At 72.2% G+C, this 15928-nt stretch carries 17 protein-coding genes; 5 read left to right on the top strand and 12 right to left on the bottom strand.

Annotated elements, in window-relative coordinates; all coding sequences use genetic code 11:
* Window positions 1-116: 116 nt before the first annotated feature.
* Both ACGFNH_RS05805 and ACGFNH_RS05800 read right to left on the bottom strand, forming a co-directional pair.
* Window positions 117-377, bottom strand: coding sequence for a hypothetical protein (locus tag ACGFNH_RS05805; protein ID WP_393651774.1), 261 nt, complete (start codon window positions 375-377; stop codon window positions 117-119).
* 519 nt (window positions 378-896) lie between these two features.
* Complete coding sequence (locus ACGFNH_RS05800) at window positions 897-1154, bottom strand: WhiB family transcriptional regulator (RefSeq protein ID WP_393651773.1); 258 nt, start codon at window positions 1152-1154, stop codon at window positions 897-899.
* Window positions 1155-1269: 115 nt separating this feature from the next.
* Between ACGFNH_RS05800 and fxsA the strand changes: the two genes are divergently transcribed.
* Window positions 1270-1872: an FxsA family membrane protein gene (gene fxsA / locus ACGFNH_RS05795; RefSeq protein ID WP_393651772.1), complete on the top strand. Its 603-nt coding sequence runs from the start codon at window positions 1270-1272 to the stop codon at window positions 1870-1872.
* Window positions 1873-2709: 837 nt separating this feature from the next.
* Here fxsA and ACGFNH_RS05790 read toward each other — a convergent pair.
* The 4 genes from ACGFNH_RS05790 to ACGFNH_RS05775 form a co-directional block, all read right to left on the bottom strand.
* On the bottom strand, window positions 2710-3084 hold the full coding sequence (locus tag ACGFNH_RS05790) for an RNA polymerase-binding protein RbpA (RefSeq protein WP_055472566.1): 375 nt from the start codon (window positions 3082-3084) through the stop codon (window positions 2710-2712).
* Between the two features lie 266 nt (window positions 3085-3350).
* Window positions 3351-4712 carry an MFS transporter gene (locus ACGFNH_RS05785; protein WP_393651771.1) on the bottom strand — a complete coding sequence of 454 codons (1362 nt, stop codon included), beginning with the start codon at window positions 4710-4712 and terminating at the stop codon, window positions 3351-3353.
* A 60-nt stretch (window positions 4713-4772) separates the two neighbouring features.
* Window positions 4773-5534 carry a glycerophosphodiester phosphodiesterase gene (locus ACGFNH_RS05780; protein ID WP_393651770.1) on the bottom strand — a complete coding sequence of 254 codons (762 nt, stop codon included), beginning with the start codon at window positions 5532-5534 and terminating at the stop codon, window positions 4773-4775.
* On the bottom strand, window positions 5531-6178 hold the full coding sequence (locus ACGFNH_RS05775; protein WP_393652222.1) for a YitT family protein: 648 nt from the start codon (window positions 6176-6178) through the stop codon (window positions 5531-5533). Before ACGFNH_RS05775 ends, ACGFNH_RS05780 begins: the two co-directional genes overlap by 4 nt.
* Before the next feature lie 211 nt (window positions 6179-6389).
* Here ACGFNH_RS05775 and ACGFNH_RS05770 point away from each other — a divergent pair, with 211 nt between their 5' ends.
* Entirely contained in the window at window positions 6390-7892 is a 1503-nt protein-coding gene (locus ACGFNH_RS05770) for a PLP-dependent aminotransferase family protein (protein WP_393651769.1), read from the top strand.
* 174 nt (window positions 7893-8066) lie between these two features.
* Here the strand turns inward: ACGFNH_RS05770 and glpK are convergent, their stop codons facing one another.
* The 4 genes from glpK to ACGFNH_RS05750 are packed head-to-tail and all read right to left on the bottom strand — an operon-like array spanning window position 8067 to window position 12417.
* The gene (glpK, locus tag ACGFNH_RS05765) at window positions 8067-9584 is read right to left on the bottom strand and encodes a glycerol kinase GlpK (protein WP_393651768.1); all 1518 of its coding nucleotides are present in this window, start codon (window positions 9582-9584) and stop codon (window positions 8067-8069) included.
* Window positions 9585-9642: 58 nt separating this feature from the next.
* Window positions 9643-10506: an MIP/aquaporin family protein gene (locus ACGFNH_RS05760; RefSeq protein ID WP_393651767.1), complete on the bottom strand. Its 864-nt coding sequence runs from the start codon at window positions 10504-10506 to the stop codon at window positions 9643-9645.
* A gap of 54 nt (window positions 10507-10560) precedes the next feature.
* Window positions 10561-12165: a hypothetical protein gene (locus ACGFNH_RS05755; RefSeq protein WP_393651766.1), complete on the bottom strand. Its 1605-nt coding sequence runs from the start codon at window positions 12163-12165 to the stop codon at window positions 10561-10563.
* A gap of 57 nt (window positions 12166-12222) precedes the next feature.
* Window positions 12223-12417 carry a hypothetical protein gene (locus tag ACGFNH_RS05750; protein ID WP_360854640.1) on the bottom strand — a complete coding sequence of 65 codons (195 nt, stop codon included), beginning with the start codon at window positions 12415-12417 and terminating at the stop codon, window positions 12223-12225.
* 261 nt (window positions 12418-12678) lie between these two features.
* Here ACGFNH_RS05750 and ACGFNH_RS05745 point away from each other — a divergent pair, with 261 nt between their 5' ends.
* Window positions 12679-13095: an ankyrin repeat domain-containing protein gene (locus ACGFNH_RS05745; RefSeq protein ID WP_393651765.1), complete on the top strand. Its 417-nt coding sequence runs from the start codon at window positions 12679-12681 to the stop codon at window positions 13093-13095.
* Window positions 13096-13150: 55 nt separating this feature from the next.
* Here the strand turns inward: ACGFNH_RS05745 and ACGFNH_RS05740 are convergent, their stop codons facing one another.
* Window positions 13151-13363: a hypothetical protein gene (locus ACGFNH_RS05740; protein ID WP_393651764.1), complete on the bottom strand. Its 213-nt coding sequence runs from the start codon at window positions 13361-13363 to the stop codon at window positions 13151-13153.
* Between the two features lie 266 nt (window positions 13364-13629).
* On the opposite strand from ACGFNH_RS05740, the gene ACGFNH_RS05735 reads away from it, so the two are divergent.
* On the top strand, window positions 13630-14073 hold the full coding sequence (locus ACGFNH_RS05735; protein ID WP_393651763.1) for an SPW repeat protein: 444 nt from the start codon (window positions 13630-13632) through the stop codon (window positions 14071-14073).
* Window positions 14074-14297: 224 nt separating this feature from the next.
* A complete protein-coding gene (locus tag ACGFNH_RS05730) occupies window positions 14298-14705 on the top strand; it encodes a VOC family protein (protein ID WP_393651762.1) in 408 nt (135 codons plus the stop codon).
* Window positions 14706-14853: 148 nt separating this feature from the next.
* On the opposite strand, the gene ACGFNH_RS05725 is transcribed toward ACGFNH_RS05730, so the two are convergent.
* Window positions 14854-15570 (bottom strand): helix-turn-helix domain-containing protein, encoded by a 717-nt coding sequence (locus tag ACGFNH_RS05725; protein ID WP_393651761.1) that lies wholly within the window; start codon window positions 15568-15570, stop codon window positions 14854-14856.
* Between the last annotated feature and the right edge of the window lie 358 nt (window positions 15571-15928).

Genomic DNA, 15928 nt, shown 5'->3' with positions numbered 1-15928 from the left:
CCCGGACACACCAGCCCGGACGACCCCCCGTACAAGCACACCTGGACGCCAGGCGTACGTACGGACTCGGTTCGCATACGTGCCCGGCGCGCGGCCCGGCACGGGCAGCCGGTGTGTCAGTCCGTGGGCTCCACCGGCGACGGGCTTTCCTCGTCGCCGTCCTCGTGCGCCTCGGTGCCGCGGCGGCCCGTGCCCGCCTCATCGGTGTCGGGGAGCTCCTCCTCGTTCTGCGCGAGCTCCGCCTCGGCCTCTTCCTTGCGGTCCAGATCGTCGGCGTACCACTGGTCGGGCGTCTTGGCGCCGCCCTCCTGCTGGTCCGGCATGTCGCGGGGGACCTGGCCGGAGTCGGCGGCGCCTTCCGGTGAACGTTCGCTCATGCCTCCATCCTTACTCGCTCGCGGGGATCGTGCCGGACAGCCGGTGCGCCCGGCCGTCGGACCCTTCGGGTACCCGCTGAGCCCCGGGGCATGACCCCGGCCGAAAGGCGGATGTCCCGGCCGGGCGGGGCTGCTCCACGAGCAACAGGCGGTCGGCCAGGCGCACTTCGCGCGCCCGGCTCCTACGGCTGACGGCGACGGGTGGCCGGTGCAGCGGGCGTGTGGCCTGTTGTCCGCCGTATGTGAGGTGCCGGAGGGCAGGGCGCGACCGGCGTGCGGCCGCCGGCACCTGTCTCGGCGAGTGCACCCGCTCGCGAATCGCCGCGCCGCGCCGCTGCCCGACGCCGTCACCGCCGCTGCGTCGCCTCGAGGGCGGCGCGTGCGGTGACGTCGGCGGAAGCAGTGGTAGCGGTCGTGTGCGGCCTGCCCGGCCCTCCGCGCGAAGATCTCCGGCGGGTCTCGTCATGGGCTCAGGCACCCCCTCGGTGGGGAAGGGTGAGCCCGGTGCCACCTGCGGGGTCAGGTCCGCGCCCGCGTGGCACGGCGGGCCGTACGGCGGCGCAGTGCGCGCCGCTCCATCTCCTCCATTCCGCCCCAGACCCCGGAGTCCTGGTTGTTCTCCAGAGCCCATTGCAGACATTCCGGCTGTACCGGACAGCTGTTGCAGATGGCCTTCGCCTGCTCCACCTGATGGGTGGCGGCGGGGCCTGTGGTGCCGATGGGGAAGAAGAGTTCGGGGTCTTCGTCACGGCAGGCGGCGCTCTGGCGCCAGTTCATGAGATCCACTCCTTCCGCGCCCGGGGTCTGGGCGCAGCGTGTTGCCGTACGGGTCGTGGGCGTGATCCGCAGGCCCGCGTACCCGAGAGAACCGTGTCAATGCACACTGGGAGACATGACGACCGGCTCGCCACCCCAACAACCGCCCGCTCGCCCCCGGCGTTCGCGCGCCCGCACCTTCGTTCCGCTGGGCATCGCTGCCTGGCTGGTTCTGGAGATCTGGCTGCTCACCGTGGTGGCGGACGCCGTCGGCGGTCTCACCGTCGTGCTGCTGCTCCTCGGCGGGGTCCTTCTCGGCGGATACGTGATCAAGCGCGCCGGCCGCCGGGCCTGGCGACGACTGGCCGAAAGCGTCCAGGCGGCGCAGGCGGCCGCGTCGGAGGGGCGGCCGATCGACGACGCCACGGGCGGGGACAACACCGGCCACACGCTGCCCATGCTGGGTGGACTGCTGCTGATGATGCCGGGATTCGTGTCCGACGCGATCGGGCTGCTGTGCATCTTCCCGCCGACGCGGGCGGTGCTGCGACGGTCGCTGGAACGGTCGCTGAGCCGCCGTGTCGCGGCGCCGCGGCCGGGCACATTCGGCCAGGCGTACCAGCAGGCGCGCATGCACCGGCCGGACGGCAAGGTCGTCCCGGGAGAGGTCGTTCGCGAGGACCACCCGGGCGGCGAGCCGCCGAGCGACGGGGAGCAGCGCCCGCCGCTGACGCGCTAGCCGAGCGCGGCCGGCGGACGACGCATGGGCGGAAGCGCCGCTCGCGGTTGACGTGCTGGGCGACAGCACTTGCCAACCGCCGGCCACGCTCTTTGATCACCCGGCGTCCCCGTCCACGCGCAGGGCACATCGGCAGTTCCCGCGCCAGGCCGCGCTCGCCGGGCTCGGCCTGGCGCGACCCGCCAGGGAGCGGCGCCGGTTGTTCTGGTTCCCCGCGCGATCATGAGCCATCGGCCATATGCCGGGCCATGGGCCGTCCGGCGGCATCCCAGGCTGGGCACCCGGACCGGGCTCCCGGACGGAGCCCCGGGACCTGGCGGCCCCCGTGCGATCACGCTCCTGGTCGCCCACCACTCCCCGTCGACGCCCGCAGGCGTCCGCTGCACACCCTCGCCGATCGTGCCCCCGGCCGTCCGCTCGTCATCGCGCCCGCCCGACATCGCGCGTCCGCCGCCGCGTCCGTCCGCCGCCGCGTCCGTCCGCCGCCGCGTCCGTCCGCCGCCGCGTCCGTCCGCCGCCGCGTCCGTCCGCCGCCGCGTCCGTCCGCCATCGCGCCCGCTCGTCGGAGGGGCCGGCGGGACCCGACGCCGTCCCGCACGCCATCGCGTCCGTCTCCCGGCATGCTCTGCGCGCCCCGTCGCCGTGGACGTCACGCCCTCGCCGCCCGCACCGCCGCCCGCGCGTCGCCGTGGGACAGCCCCGTGTGCCGCCGTGCACGCGGCCCCGCAACGTCCGCGCGCATAGGACGAGGCCGCGGGCTGCGGTCGACACCAATGGTGTCGACCGCAGCCCGCGGCCTCGCTCTGTACTGTTGTGCCGCTTCGCGCCGCCGGCGCGTTACGCGGACTTGCGGTTGTCGCGCGGATGCACGGCGATGTTCATCGCCCCGGAGCGCAGGACCGCCAGCCGCTCGGCCAGCACCTCCTCGAGTTCCTCGCGCGTGCGCCGCTCCATGAGCATGTCCCAATGCGTACGCGCGGGCTTGCCCTTCTTCTCCTCAGGGCCCTCGCCATCCACCAGGAGTGCTTGGGCGCCGCAGGCCCTGCACTCCCACTCCGGCGGAATTTCCGCCTCTACCGAGAACGGCATCTCGAATCGATGGCCGTTCGGGCATGCGTACTCCACCGCCTGGCGCGGGGCCAGATCGATGCCACGGTCGGTCTCGTAGCTGGTAACCACGAGGCGCGTGCCGCGGAGAGCTCGCTCACTCATGAATCGTGCCTCCCGGGCTTGTCGCCCACAGGACAGGTGTCGCTGTCGTCGTCATCCGGTCAACGTCCGGTCGGCGGTGAAGATTCCCGTTCCGGGACATGCGTCGCCCGTCGTGCCGCCCCTTGTTGTACCCACCAGCGCCCGGTTTGTCACATCTGGCAGCAGATGTCACCCAACGCTTTCGCTTCTTCAGCGTGCAGTAACGGTCCATCCGGTGAGCCAAAGGCGTACACTACCGTCCTTCGGCCCTGGACCCTAAATCGTGCCTAGATCCGGTCCGGTACGGGATTGCCCGCGGCGGCCACGGCGCGCCGCACCGGAACCCTTGTGAGCAGGGCGAATCCCACCGCGAAGAACAGTACGAGCGAGATGATCGCATCCCGGTAGCTGCCGGTGAGCTGGTAAGTCAGTCCGAAGAGAAGCGGCCCGAGCCAGCTCGTCCCGCGGTCGCTCAGCTCATAGGCCGAGAAGTACTCCGCCTCCTTGCCACGGGGCACGAGATGCGAGAAGAGCGACCGGGACAGCGCCTGGCTGCCGCCGAGCACCAGGCCGATGGCCGCGGCCAGAGCGAAGAACCACGCAGGTTCGCCCGCGGGCAGGAACCAGCCGGCGCCGATCGTCAGCGTCCAGGCTGCCAGGGAGCCGAGAATGGTGCGTTTCGCGCCGTAGCGGCGGGCCAGTCGGCCCATGCCGAGTGCGCCCGCCACCGCGAGCACCTGCACCAGCAGAATCGCGGTGATCAGAGTCGTCTGGCCGAGGCGGAGCTCCTCCGAGCCGTAGACCGAGGCCTGTGAAATCACCGTCTGCACACCGTCGTTGTAGACGAGAAACGCGAGCAGGAACATCAGCGTCAGCGGGTAGCGGCGCATGTCCCGCAGGGTCGCGACGAGTTGCCGCCAGCCCCCGCCCAGGGTGGCGCCCTCGCCGCCGGTGCGCGCGACGGCCCGGTCCCGCAGTCGCCGCAGTGGGACGATCGCGAACGCGCCCCACCACAGCCCCGCCGTCGCCAGGCAGATCCGGACCGCCGTGCTCTCGGACACCCCGAAACTCTCGTGGCCGGAGTACAGGACGAGATCGGCGATCAGCACCAGGGCGCCCGCCGCATAGCCGAGCGCCCAGCCGCGCGAGGAGACCGCGTCCCGCTCGTCCGGCTCGGCGATCTGCGGCAGGTACGCGTTGTAGAGCACCATCGAGACCGAGAGCGAGGCATTCGCCACGATCAGCAGCGCGCCGCCCAGCAGATAGCGCTCCCCGTCGAGGAAGAACAGCCCCGTCGTGGCCCCCGCGCCCAGATACGCGAAGGTCGCCAGCAGCGGCTTCTTGCGCCCCGTACGGTCCGCTATCGCGCCCACCAGGGGCATGGCCAGCACGGCCAGCAGGATCGACGCCGACACCGTGTAGGCGAAGAACGAGCCCGCGCGCACCGGCAGTCCGAGCGGGTGCACATAGCCGTCGGCGTCCGCCGCCGCCCGCGCGACCGCCGTGAGGTAGGGGCCGACGAAGACTGTGAGCACGCTCGTCGAGTAGACCGAGACCGCCCAGTCGTAGACGTACCAGCCGCGTTGTTCGCGCCTCCGCTCGGCGGCCGGTCTGCCGGCCGCCTCGCCGCTGATGGTGTCGATCCCCATGCCGGTCCCTCGTTCTCCCCGTGGCCGCACAGGTTTCGGCCGGGGTGCGGGGGAGGAGGGTCAGGCCCAGAGCCCGCGGTCGGTCAGCACGGTGCGCAACGTGTCGATGTGATCGGTCATGATGCCATCCACGCCGAGGTCGAGCAGCGCCTCCATCCGCTCGGCATCGTTCACCGTCCACACGTGCACCTGAAGGCCCCGCGCGTGCGCGGCGCGCAGGAAGGCCCGGTCCACGACGCGGACACGCCCCTGGCGCTCGGGCACCTGCATCGCGACACCGGTCGGGCGCAGCGGGACCCGGATGCCGTACGAGCGCAGCCGCAGAGCGCGCACGCCCTGGCTGCCGTACGAGGTGGCCAGCCGCGGCCCGGCCAGCCGCAGCGTGCGGACCACGCGGGACTCCGAGAACGAGCCGACGCAGACCCGGTCCCATGCCCCTGTCCGCCGTACCAATTCGGCCAGCGGCGCGACCGCTGCCTCGGCCTTGACGTCCACATTCCAGCGCGCGGTGGGGAAGGTCTCCAGCAGCTCCTCGAAGACCGGCACCGGCTCGGAACCGGCCACGCGGGCCTGCCGCACCTCGGACCACGGCAGATCCGCGATCCGCCCCGTCGCGTCGGTGACCCGGTCCAGGGTCGTGTCGTGGAACGCCACCAGCGTGCCGTCGGCGGTGGCGTGGACGTCGGTCTCCAGATAGCGGTAGCCGGACTCGATCGCGTGCCGGAACGCGGCCGCCGTGTTCTCCCGGCCCTCCGCCGCGCCGCCGCGGTGGGCGAAGGGGATCGGGGCCGGGTGGTCGAGGAAGGGGTGCAGTGCGGTCACCGCGGCAGTATCGCGCGCCGCCTCCGCCCTCCGTGAGCCACCACCGCCACCGGTGACGGCGGGGCGTCGGGCAGGGGAACGGCGAATACTCGCAGGAAGATCTGCGCCAGCGGGCCGATGCACAGGGCGTACGCCACCGTGCCCACGCCCACCGAGCCGCCCAGCAGGAAGCCGGAGGTCAGCACCGTCACCTCGATGCCCGTGCGCACCAGGCGAACGGAACGGCCGGTTCGCCGGTGCAGGCTCGTCATCAGGCCGTCGCGCGGCCCGGGCCCGAACCGTGCCGAGATGTAGAGCCCGGTGGCGATGCCGTTGAGCACGATGGCGGCCACGAGCAGAGGGATCCGGACGGCGAGTGCGTGCAGGTCCGGGACGAGCGCCAGCGTGGCGTCCATCGCGACGCCGACGACGAGGACGTTGGACACCGTGCCCAGCCCGGGGCGCTGGCGCAGCGGCACCCACAGCAGCAGCACGAGGGCGCCGACGATGATCGACACCACACCGATCGACAGGCCGGTGCGCTCCGAGACTCCTTGGTGGAGCACGTCCCACGGGCCGAGCCCTAGCGCGGCCTCCACCTGCAGTGCCGAGCTCACGCCGTACAGCGCAAGACCGGCGTAGAGCTGGACGAGGCGCCGGGGCACCCGGCGCGTCCGCCATCCTCCGCGCGATCCGGCTTCTTCCGGCGTCTCGCCGCCTGCGGGCGGCCGGCTGCTGTCCGACAACGGTCCCTCCCCCTGAGATGTTCATGGTGCCTTGCGGCGCCCGGTGGTGAAAGTGGCCTGACCCGTGTCACTCTGTGACACGGGAGTGGACTGCTTCCATGGCCAATTCGGGGAAGGTGGACTGAAAGCGATGGGTGACTGGACCTCGGCTGTGGGTGCCGCGCAGCTCGCCCGGCTGCTCCGCTCCCAGACCCTGACGGCGCACGAGACGGCCGCGGGCCGCAGGCCGCCCGCATACCGCGCGCTCGCCGACGGCGTCCGCCTGCTCGTGCTCGAGGGCCGGGTCCCGGTGGCGGCCCGGCTGCCCGCGGAGCGTGAACTCGCCGCGGCGCTCACCCTCAGCCGTACAACGGTGGCCTCCGCGTACGAGGCCCTGCGCGGCGAGGGATTCCTCGAGTCGCGCCGGGGAGCGGGCAGTTGGACCGCGGTCCCGGCGGGCAGCCCGCTGCCGACCCGCGGACTCGACCCGCTTCCGCCCGAGACGGCCGAATCGATGATCGACCTCGGGTGCGCGGCCCTGCCCGCGCCCGAGCCCTGGCTGGGCCATGCGTTCCAGGGCGCCCTCGACGCCCTCCCGCCGTACGCCCGTACTCACGGCGACTACCCGGCGGGCCTCCCCGACCTGCGCCGGGCCCTGGCCGACCGCTACACCGCACGCGGCATCCCGACCATGCCCGAGCAGATCATGGTGACCACGGGCGCGATGGGAGCCGTCGCGGCCATCTGTCATCTCTTCGCGGCCCGCGGCGAGCGGGTGGCCGTGGAGGCGCCGTCGTACGCCAATGTGCTGCAGCTCATGCGCGACGCCGGGGCCCGGCTCGTTCCCGTCGCCATGGCCGACGGCCTCGCGGGCTGGGACATCCCGGCCTGGCGGCAGGTACTGCGGGATGCCGCGCCGCGCATGGCCTATGTGATGCCCGACTTCCACAACCCCACCGGAGCGCTGGCGGGCGAGGACCAGCGGCGGGAGATGGTCGCCGCCGCCCGCGCCGCCGGGACGGTGCTGGTCGCCGACGAGACGATGTCCGAGCTGCGCCTGGACCCGGGGACCGAACTGCCCCGCCCCGTCTCGGCGTTCGACCCCGCCGGAAGCACGGTGGTGACCGTCGGCTCCGCGAGCAAGACGATCTGGGCGGGGCTGCGGATCGGCTGGGTCCGTGCCGCGCCCGACGTCATCCGCAGCCTCGTCGCCGCCCGCGCCTACGCCGACCTCGGCTCGCCCGTTCTGGAACAGCTCGCCGTGGCCTGGCTGTTGGGGGACGGGGGCTGGGACGCGGCCGGTGACATCCGGCGCGATCAGGCCCGCGGGAACCGCGACGACCTGGTGGCAGCCCTGCGGTGCCATGTACCCGGCTGGGAGTTCACCGTCCCCAGCGGCGGCCTCACCCTCTGGGCCCGCACCGGCGGGCTGTCCGGCTCGCGGATCGCCGAGGCGGGGGAGCGGCTCGGCGTACGGGTGCCATCGGGACCGCGGTTCGGCGTCGACGGGGCCTTCGAGGGGTACGTCCGGCTGCCGTTCACCGTCGGCGGCGCACTCGCGGAGACGGCGGCCACCCGGCTCGCCGCCGCGGCGCACCTGGTGGAGACCGGTGCTCCCGCCGCCGCGGACACCCCCCGCAGCCTGGTGGCCTGACGTCCACGAGGCGGCACACGGGCCGTACGGGAGGCGGCCCATGGGCCGCATAAGAGGTCGGCACACGGCACGTACGCGAAGCGACACAGGACCGCCGGTCGCGCGGGGCTTCGGCCCGCGCGACCGGCGGCGGTCACGACATGTGCAGCTGAAATGCGGAGATGTGACGGTGGGTCAGTCCACCTTCACCCAGTCGAGGCTGCGCTCGATGGCCCGCTTCCAGCCGTCGTAGCCCTCCGCTCGCTGCTCCTCGCTCCACTGCGGCTCCCAGCGCTTCGACTCCTGCCAGTGGGTCCGCAGTTCGTCCTCGTTCTGCCAGAAGCCGGTGGCGAGCCCCGCCGCGTAGGCGGCGCCGAGGGCGGTGGTCTCCGCGACGACCGGCCGGCTGACCGGTACGCCGAGGACGTTCGCCTGGATCTGCATGCACAGATCGTTGGCCGTCACACCGCCGTCCACCTTGAGCACATCGAGGTGCACACCGGAGTCCTGCTCCATGGCGTCGGCCACGTCGCGGCTCTGGTAGCAGATGGCCTCCAGCGTGGCCCGTGCGATGTGGGCGCCGGTGTTGTAGCGGGTCAGTCCGACGATCGCGCCGCGCGCGTCGGAGCGCCAGTACGGCGCGAAGAGCCCGGAGAACGCCGGGATGAAGTAGACGCCGCCGTTGTCCTCGACCGACCGGGCGAGGCTCTCGCTCTCCCCCGCGTCCTTGATGATCTTCAACTGGTCGCGGAGCCACTGAACGGCCGCGCCCGTGACGGCCATGGAGCCCTCGAGCGCGTACACGGCCGGGCTGCCGTCGAACTGGTAGGCCACGGTCGTGAGCAGCCCGGACTGCGAACGGACCGGCTCCGTACCGGTGTTGAGCAGCAGGAAGTTGCCCGTGCCGTAGGTGTTCTTCGCCTCGCCGGGCGCGAAGCAGACCTGGCCCACGGTCGCGGCCTGCTGGTCGCCCAGCACCCCGGCGATGGGGATGGCGGTGCGCAGCGGCCGGGAGGAACGGGTCCGGCCGTACGCCTCCGCGTGGGCGGAGGGGTTGATGCGCGGCAGCATGGCGCGCGGGACGCCGAAGAAGCCCAGGAGTTCGTCGTCCCAGTCGAGGGTCTCCAGGTTCATCAGCATCGTCCGGCTGGCGTTGGTCACGTCGGTGGCGTGGATGCCGCCGTCGGGCCCGCCGGTGAGGTTCCACAGCACCCAGCTGTCCGTGGTGCCGAAGAGCGCGTTGCCGGCCTCCGCCGCCTCGCGGAGGCCGTCGACGTTCTCCAGCATCCACTTGATCTTGCCGCCGGAGAAGTACGTGGCCGGGGGCAGGCCGGCCTTCCGCCGGATGACGTCACCCTTGCCCTCGCGCTCCAGGGCCGAAGCGATCGTGTCCGTCCGGGTGTCCTGCCACACGATGGCGTTGTGGTACGGGCGGCCGGTCCGCGGATCCCAGATGACCGTGGTCTCGCGCTGGTTGGTGATGCCGATCGCGACCAGATCGGAGGCCTGCAGCCCGCCGTTCCGCAGCGCGTTCTGGATCACCGTGTTGGTGCGCTCCCAGATCTCCACCGGGTCGTGCTCGACCCAGCCCGCACGCGGCAGGATCTGACGGTGCTCCAGCTGGTCCCTCGCCACCTCGTTGCCCGAGTGATCGAAAATCATGAAACGGGTACTGGTGGTTCCCTGGTCCACCGCACCGACGAACTCTGGCATCGCTGCCGCCTCTCGTAAGGTCGTACGGGAAGTCCTGGGCCGGACCGCGCAGTTCGGGTCAGGCCTGTTCGCCCTCGGGCGAGGGAACCCGTCCCGGTTCCTGCGGCGGGGGTTCGACGAGGAAGCGGCCGATGACGAACTTGTACACAGCGGCACCGATCAGGCCGCCGATCAGTGGAGCGACGATCGGAATCCAGAAATAGAGGTTTCCGTACTGGTCTCGCCAGGCGCCGTCATATCCGGTGATGAAGCTCGCCAGCCGCGGGCCGAAGTCACGGGCGGGGTTGATGGCGTATCCGGCATCCGTACCCCAGGCCATACCGATGGCCACCACGATGAGACCGATGATGAAGGGAGCCAGGTTGGCCCCGGGCGGGGTGTTGAGGAGGTCCGTGACGGCGAAGACCAGCAGCACCAGGATGGCGGTGCCGATGATCTGGTCGCGGAACGCGCCCCATTCGCTCACCGGCAGCCCCCCGTTGCCGGGGAGGGTGGAGAAGACGATCTGGGTCTTGAGCGTGTGCCCGGGGTCCGCGGCGCCCAGAACCTCGGTGTAGTTCCAGCGCACGAGCAGGGCGGCGACGAAGGCGCCGGCGGTCTGCGCCAGGGCGTAGGGGCCCACCTTGCTCCAGGGGAATCCCTTGAACGCCGCCAAGGAGAGAGTGACCGCAGGGTTGATGTGGGCGCCACTGAGCCGCGCCGCGACATAGATGCCCAGTGTGACACCGAGACCCCAGGCCCAGGCGATGCTGTCGTGGTCACCGAGACCGCCCGGAGGATCGGTCAGGGCACCGCCCGCCACCACCTGCGCGACCACGCCGCAGCCGAAAAGGATGAGGATCATGGTCCCGGCGAACTCGGCGAAGAGCTCTTTGACCAGAGCCGATCTCGGGGGCTTCGCCTGTCCTGTGTTCTCAGCCATTGAATACCCGCCTTCTCGCAGTGTGGAGGGCGGCCGTGAAGGCCTGCATCCGGCTCATCGTGCGCTCCGGCGAGTCGCGTCCGCGCGCTGGGTGGGTCCATTCGGGGGGCAGGTGTCGATCCGGACGTCCGCCCGGCGAGCCGCCGGAGGAACGGTGTCGGGGCGGTCCGGGAGGAGTTCGAGCACCGCGCGCCGGTGTGCCTCGTCGGCGTTGTCGTCGTACGGGTCCGGTGTGTCGGGCACCTGGATGCGGTGGACGGGGCCCGAACCCAGGCGCGCGTAACCGCGGCCGGGCGGCATGCCGGTGGCCGGGGTCGTGTGCGGTGGAGCACCCAGGGCGGCGCGTACCTGCTCGGTCTCCGCGGCCCCCAATACCACGCGCGCCCGCGTGTGTGAGCGCACGGTCTCCGACAGCGCCTCCGCGTGGTCGAGTTGTTCGCCGACGACGACGGTGACACCGGCCGCCCTGCCGTGGCGGAGCGGGATCTGCAGCAACTCCTGCGGATCCTGGCGGCCCTCGGCGGACGCCAGCAGCGACAGCGCGGCGGGCCGGTCGAGCAGGATCCACAGCGCCCGGCGCGTGTCCTCCGGTGCGGGAAGCCCGGCCTGGCGGGCGCGGTTGGCGGAGACCAGTCTGCGTTCGGTCTCGTTGGCGGCCCACTCCAGGCACGCCAGGGCCCCGCCGGGACCGCACTCCACGGCGAGGACGCCGGGCCGCCCGATCAGGCACGCGTACTCGCCGGCGCCGCTGCCGTCGACCACCAGCACATCGCCGTGGGTGAACGCCTGCAGGGCGATCGAGCGCAGCAGCGTGGTGACGCCGGCCGAGCCGTGACCGAGCGCGAGCAGATGCGGCTCGGTCGAGCGCGGCCCCGTCCGCCACACCACGGGCGGGGCGTCGCGCGGCGCGTCGGCGCCCGACACGGGGACGGTGCGCTGCACTTCGCCCGCGTCGGTGAAGCCCAGCACGGTCTCGCCGGGTGCGGTGACGAAGCGCTGGGCGCAGATGTCGGTGGGCAGCGGCGGCAGCACCGTCAGGGACAGCTCGTTGGCTTCCGAGTCCCAGTCGAACCGGTACTCCCGGCCGCGTCCGCACTTCGCGTACAGCAACTGCTCGATACGGGCGCGGGACTGGGGCTCGCCGTCCGTGAAATAGGGCGGGTAGATGAGCTGAAGCCGCGTCAGCCGCCCGTCCTCGTCGAACTCGTAGGCGGACAGGGCCCGTTCCCACTCGGCGCCGTGCGCGTAGAGGGGACTGGGGTCGTCGGAGGTGGAGAAGTACGGCACGAGGGCCTCGTAGATCACCCGCAGCCGCTGGAGTTCGGGCTCGCCCGGCCCGGACGCGGCCGGGGTGCGGTCGTGGCCGGCCCAGGCCGCGGCGCCCATGAGCGCGATCAGCGCCACCAGCGGCCCGTACGGCAGCAGCGCGACCGCCACGACACCGGCCGCGACGGTCAGGAACGCGGTGCCGCGCCGCTCGCTCGGTGTCGCGGACCAGCGGCGCCGGCCCGCGCCCGCGAGCCGGCGCAGCCCCCGGCCGATGACGATCAGGGGATGGAGGACGTCGGTGACGCTGTCGGCGGCCGTGCGCGCGGCGTCGCGGCCACGGGCGATCGGCGCGGTGGCGGTGAGGATTCGGGGCAGTGGACGCCGGGCCACGGTCGTTCTCCTGTTGTCCTGGAGGGGGCCTGCTGCGGGGCGGACGCGCGGCCGCGTCTAGAACTTGATGCCACCCAGAAGGCTGGCGAGGCTCGCGCTGCCCGCCTTGATGCTGGGGGCGATGGCCGTGCCGGCGAGGAAGAAGCCGAAGAGCGCGCAGACGACGGCGTGGGACGCCTTGAGTCCGTCCTTCCGGAGGAACAGGAAGACGATGATGGCGAGCAGGACGACGCCGGAGATGGACAGGATCATGCGGTTCTCCTGAGTGAGGGGGGACGATCTCCGTCACCATGAGTGGCTTGAGAATCGCAGCATGTATCTGTCGGAGGAAAGGTGCAAACGGGCGATTTGTCATGGAAATGGCCCGGTTGGTTGATCGGCACGCCCCCTGTGGCCGTCATGCCCGGCCGGAACCGATCATTGCCGCAGGCGGCCCCGCTCGGGCCCGGGACGCGGCAGTACGCTGGCGAATCACTCGGACGTGCACGTCGATTGCGGGAGGTGGATCGCCGGATGGGTGCTTCGGAGAGCGGTGACGGCGAGGGCCCGATCGACCCCGAGGTCGTCGAACTGGCGACGAAGCTCTTCGGCCTCGCACGGTCGGGCGACGCCGCCGCCCTGGCCGCGTACGCCGACGCCGGCATCCCCGTGAACCTCACCAACGACAAGGGCGACTCGCTCGTCATGCTCGCCGCCTACCACGGTCACGCGCCCGCCGTGGAGGCCCTGCTGAGCCGGGGTGCCGACCCGGACCGGACCAATGACCGCGGCCAGACCCCACTGGCCGGCGCGGTCTTCAAGGGCGAGGACGAAGTGGTGCGCGCACTGCTCGCGGCGGGTGCGAACCCGAGGGCCGGCACGCCGTCCGCCGTGGACACGGCTCGCATGTTCGGCAAGGGCGAGCTGCTCGAGCTCTTCGGTGCCGAGTGATGCCGGGGCGGGGGCGTGAGGCGGGCGGCCCGCGTGCGAGCGCCGGTCCGGAGGTTCAGAACAGGGGGAGCTGGCCCGGGGAGGGCGGGGCGTCCAGGTCGATCAGCGGCGGCTGACTGTCGCCGATCGGCGTGATGCGCCGCGACCCCGGACACGAGATCAGCTCCAGGACGTTCCGCCGGCCCGGAGGGTCGTGCCGGGCCAGCCGGCCCCCTACGACGGCGATCTGACGGCGGCAGACGGGGCAGGCGCGGCGCGGAGTGGACATGGGCTCAGTTTCCCCCATGCGGCCGGGTCGATGGCCGTGATCCCGCCTCGTGCGCGCCCGTTGGGCCCGGATCCCGCGTGCGGCGAGGGGCTCCGTACGGCCGATGCGCGCCGGGATACCGGGCGGTTCTGATTCCTTGCCAAGCAAGGACAAAGTATTTGAACCCCAATCTACCGATAAAGCACTCCAAAGAGCACAATAGAACTGCTTGCCCGTTGCCGGGCACTGCGCGAACAAGGTGTATGGACCGAAGGAGGCGAGTAGGAATGGCCGATCTCTCGCATCGCCCAGGTGATATCGCGACTCACCCGGACGTACACGAAATGCGGGACCGGTACGCACACATGCTCGAAGGGCGGAGCGCGCCAGCCATCGAGGGACTTGCGTTCCTCGCGGGCGTCTACTGCGCCATCTCCCCCTGGACGGTGCACTTCTCGGCTGCCCGTCCCGAGCTGACACTCAACAACCTCGTTCTGGGAATCGCCATCGCGCTGATGGCCGTAGGACTCGCCGCCGTGCCGGAGAGGATTGGAGGGCTCGGCTGGACCTTGGCCCCGATGGGGGCTTGGCTGATCGTTGCGCCGTGGGTGGTCACCCGCTTCCCCGACACGGGGATGATCTGGAACAACGTGATCGTGGGCGGGGTCGTGTGCCTCCTCGGCCTGATCATCGCGGGCGCGGCCATGAGGTCCGTGGGCCGCGAGAGGTGACAGGGCGGAAGGCGGCCGGACACCCCACCGGCGACAACCTCTCCGCTTCCCGAGCGGCAGCCGCTTGAGCGGCTGCCGCTCACTCGTCGACGGCCATCCGCGCGGGAACGGGACGTGTGGTGCGCCGGGACCGGGGCGCGCGTCGCAAGGTGCCGGATCGCCCGACTGCTCCAGGCGTCCGATTCGTTCAAGACCGGTACGCACCCGCTGCCTACGGTGGACACATGGCACCTCGATTCGACCTCATCGGCCTCGTCGTCTCCGACATGGCCGCATCGCTCGCCTTCTACCGCCGGCTCGGCCTCGTCATCCCCGGTGATGCCGACAGCGAGCCGCATGTGGAGGCCACACTGCCCGGCGGTCTGCGGATCGCCTGGGACACCGAGGACACCGTCCGTTCCTTCGACCCCTCGTGGACGCCACCGCGCGACAGCGGTCGTGTCTCGCTCGCCTTCGCCTGCGACGGCCCCGCGGATGTGGACCGGACGTACGACGAACTCGTGGGCGCGGGCTACCAGGGGCACCTCAAGCCCTGGGACGCGTTCTGGGGCATGCGCTACGCGGCCGTCCTCGACCCCGACGGCAACGGGGTGGACCTCTTCGCTCCGCTGCCAGGCGCCCAGAACCCTTGAGTAGCCGTCGCATCCGCCCCGGCCGGGCCCTGCACGGCGGTGCACGTCGCCGTCGTGCACGGGCTCCGGCCTGACGACGGGCATCCGTGCCCGCGGCCCCGACGACCGCCCGCCCGGCGGTGTCCGTCGTCACGGCCCGGCCGTACGGCTACGACAGCAGTTCGCGCATCGGCACCCCGGCCAGGGCCTTGACCTCACGGGCGAGGTGGGCCTGGTCGGCGTACCCGGTGTCCACCGCGACCTCGGCGAACGGCGTCCCCGTCCGGGCCAGGTCCAGCGCCCGGTTCATCCGCAGCACCCTGGCGAGCGTCTTCGGTCCGTAGCCGAACGCGGCCAGAGCGCGGCGGTGGAGCCGGCGTTCCCCCAGCCCGGCTGCCTCCGCCACCGCCGACACCGGTTCGCCAGCGCGCAGCCCCGCCACCACGATGGCGAGGAGCGGATCGGGCCGCGGGGCGTCCGGCAGCCGGTCCACCGCGATCCTCTCCAGCGCGCCCGCGCGGTCCGTCGCGTCCGCCACGCGTTCGGCCAGGCGCCGGACATCGGCGCCGGGCCACAGAGCGGCAAGCGGGACCCGGAGGTCACGCAGCTCGTGGGCCGGGATCCCCAGGAGGTCGGGGCCGCGGCCCGGCGGGAAGCGCAGTCCGACGTAGTGTGCGCCGGGGACGACGGCGGGCACGTACCCGTGCGTATCGGGACCCGCCACGATCAGCTCGCCGTCGAGCCAGATCAGGTCCGTGCAGCCGTCGGGCAGCACGCGGTGCGGTGCCCCGTCCGCCGTCCGCGTCCACAGCACCGCTCCCGTGGGCCGGGAGAACCACTCCTCGTACGCGTCGTGCGTACGGCGTGTGTCGTCCCTGCCGTCCACGCCCTCCACCTCTCCAGCATCGCACCGCATCCCGCGAGAGCACCCGGCACGGCTCCCGGCCCGTCCGGCAGCCCCGCCCCGCGTCCCCGCGGGGGAGTGGCTCACCCGATGGGCGGCGGTCGGGGGAGTCTTTGCGCCGGGCCGGCGGCGGGGCGCGTCACCTGGGCCGTTGCGGCATTCGCAGGACATCTGATGCTCCGTTGGCGGGACGTCTCCCGCCGCTGCGGCGCGTGCGCTTGACGGGGTGTCGGGGTGGCATGGGGTGAGGCACGGACGCCGCCCCTGGCGGCGAGGCACCCCAGCAGCCGTGCCGGAGGAGGGTCTTCATGCGAACCGCATCGCGTCTGCCGACCGCCGC

Origin of the sequence: Streptomyces sp. NPDC048639, from assembly GCF_043199075.1 — a bacterium.
Lineage (GTDB): Bacteria > Actinomycetota > Actinomycetes > Streptomycetales > Streptomycetaceae > Streptomyces.
Note: the sequence above shows the minus strand (reverse complement) of the source record. Positions and strands in the feature narration are given on the sequence as shown.

What these genes read in the sequence shown, in the direction of transcription:
- ACGFNH_RS05745 (WP_393651765.1), top strand. Translation starts at nt 12,679, where the DNA reads ATGGGTGCTTCGGAGAGCGGTGACGGCGAGGGCCCGATCGACCCCGAG.
- ACGFNH_RS05735 (WP_393651763.1), top strand. Translation starts at nt 13,630, where the DNA reads ATGGCCGATCTCTCGCATCGCCCAGGTGATATCGCGACTCACCCGGAC.
- ACGFNH_RS05740 (WP_393651764.1), bottom strand. Translation starts at nt 13,363, where the DNA reads ATGTCCACTCCGCGCCGCGCCTGCCCCGTCTGCCGCCGTCAGATCGCC.
- glpK (WP_393651768.1), bottom strand. Translation starts at nt 9,584, where the DNA reads ATGCCAGAGTTCGTCGGTGCGGTGGACCAGGGAACCACCAGTACCCGT.
- fxsA (WP_393651772.1), top strand. Translation starts at nt 1,270, where the DNA reads ATGACGACCGGCTCGCCACCCCAACAACCGCCCGCTCGCCCCCGGCGT.
- ACGFNH_RS05730 (WP_393651762.1), top strand. Translation starts at nt 14,298, where the DNA reads ATGGCACCTCGATTCGACCTCATCGGCCTCGTCGTCTCCGACATGGCC.
- ACGFNH_RS05805 (WP_393651774.1), bottom strand. Translation starts at nt 377, where the DNA reads ATGAGCGAACGTTCACCGGAAGGCGCCGCCGACTCCGGCCAGGTCCCC.
- ACGFNH_RS05760 (WP_393651767.1), bottom strand. Translation starts at nt 10,506, where the DNA reads ATGGCTGAGAACACAGGACAGGCGAAGCCCCCGAGATCGGCTCTGGTC.
- ACGFNH_RS05800 (WP_393651773.1), bottom strand. Translation starts at nt 1,154, where the DNA reads ATGAACTGGCGCCAGAGCGCCGCCTGCCGTGACGAAGACCCCGAACTC.
- ACGFNH_RS05785 (WP_393651771.1), bottom strand. Translation starts at nt 4,712, where the DNA reads ATGGGGATCGACACCATCAGCGGCGAGGCGGCCGGCAGACCGGCCGCC.
- ACGFNH_RS05790 (WP_055472566.1), bottom strand. Translation starts at nt 3,084, where the DNA reads ATGAGTGAGCGAGCTCTCCGCGGCACGCGCCTCGTGGTTACCAGCTAC.
- ACGFNH_RS05770 (WP_393651769.1), top strand. Translation starts at nt 6,390, where the DNA reads ATGGGTGACTGGACCTCGGCTGTGGGTGCCGCGCAGCTCGCCCGGCTG.
- ACGFNH_RS05750 (WP_360854640.1), bottom strand. Translation starts at nt 12,417, where the DNA reads ATGATCCTGTCCATCTCCGGCGTCGTCCTGCTCGCCATCATCGTCTTC.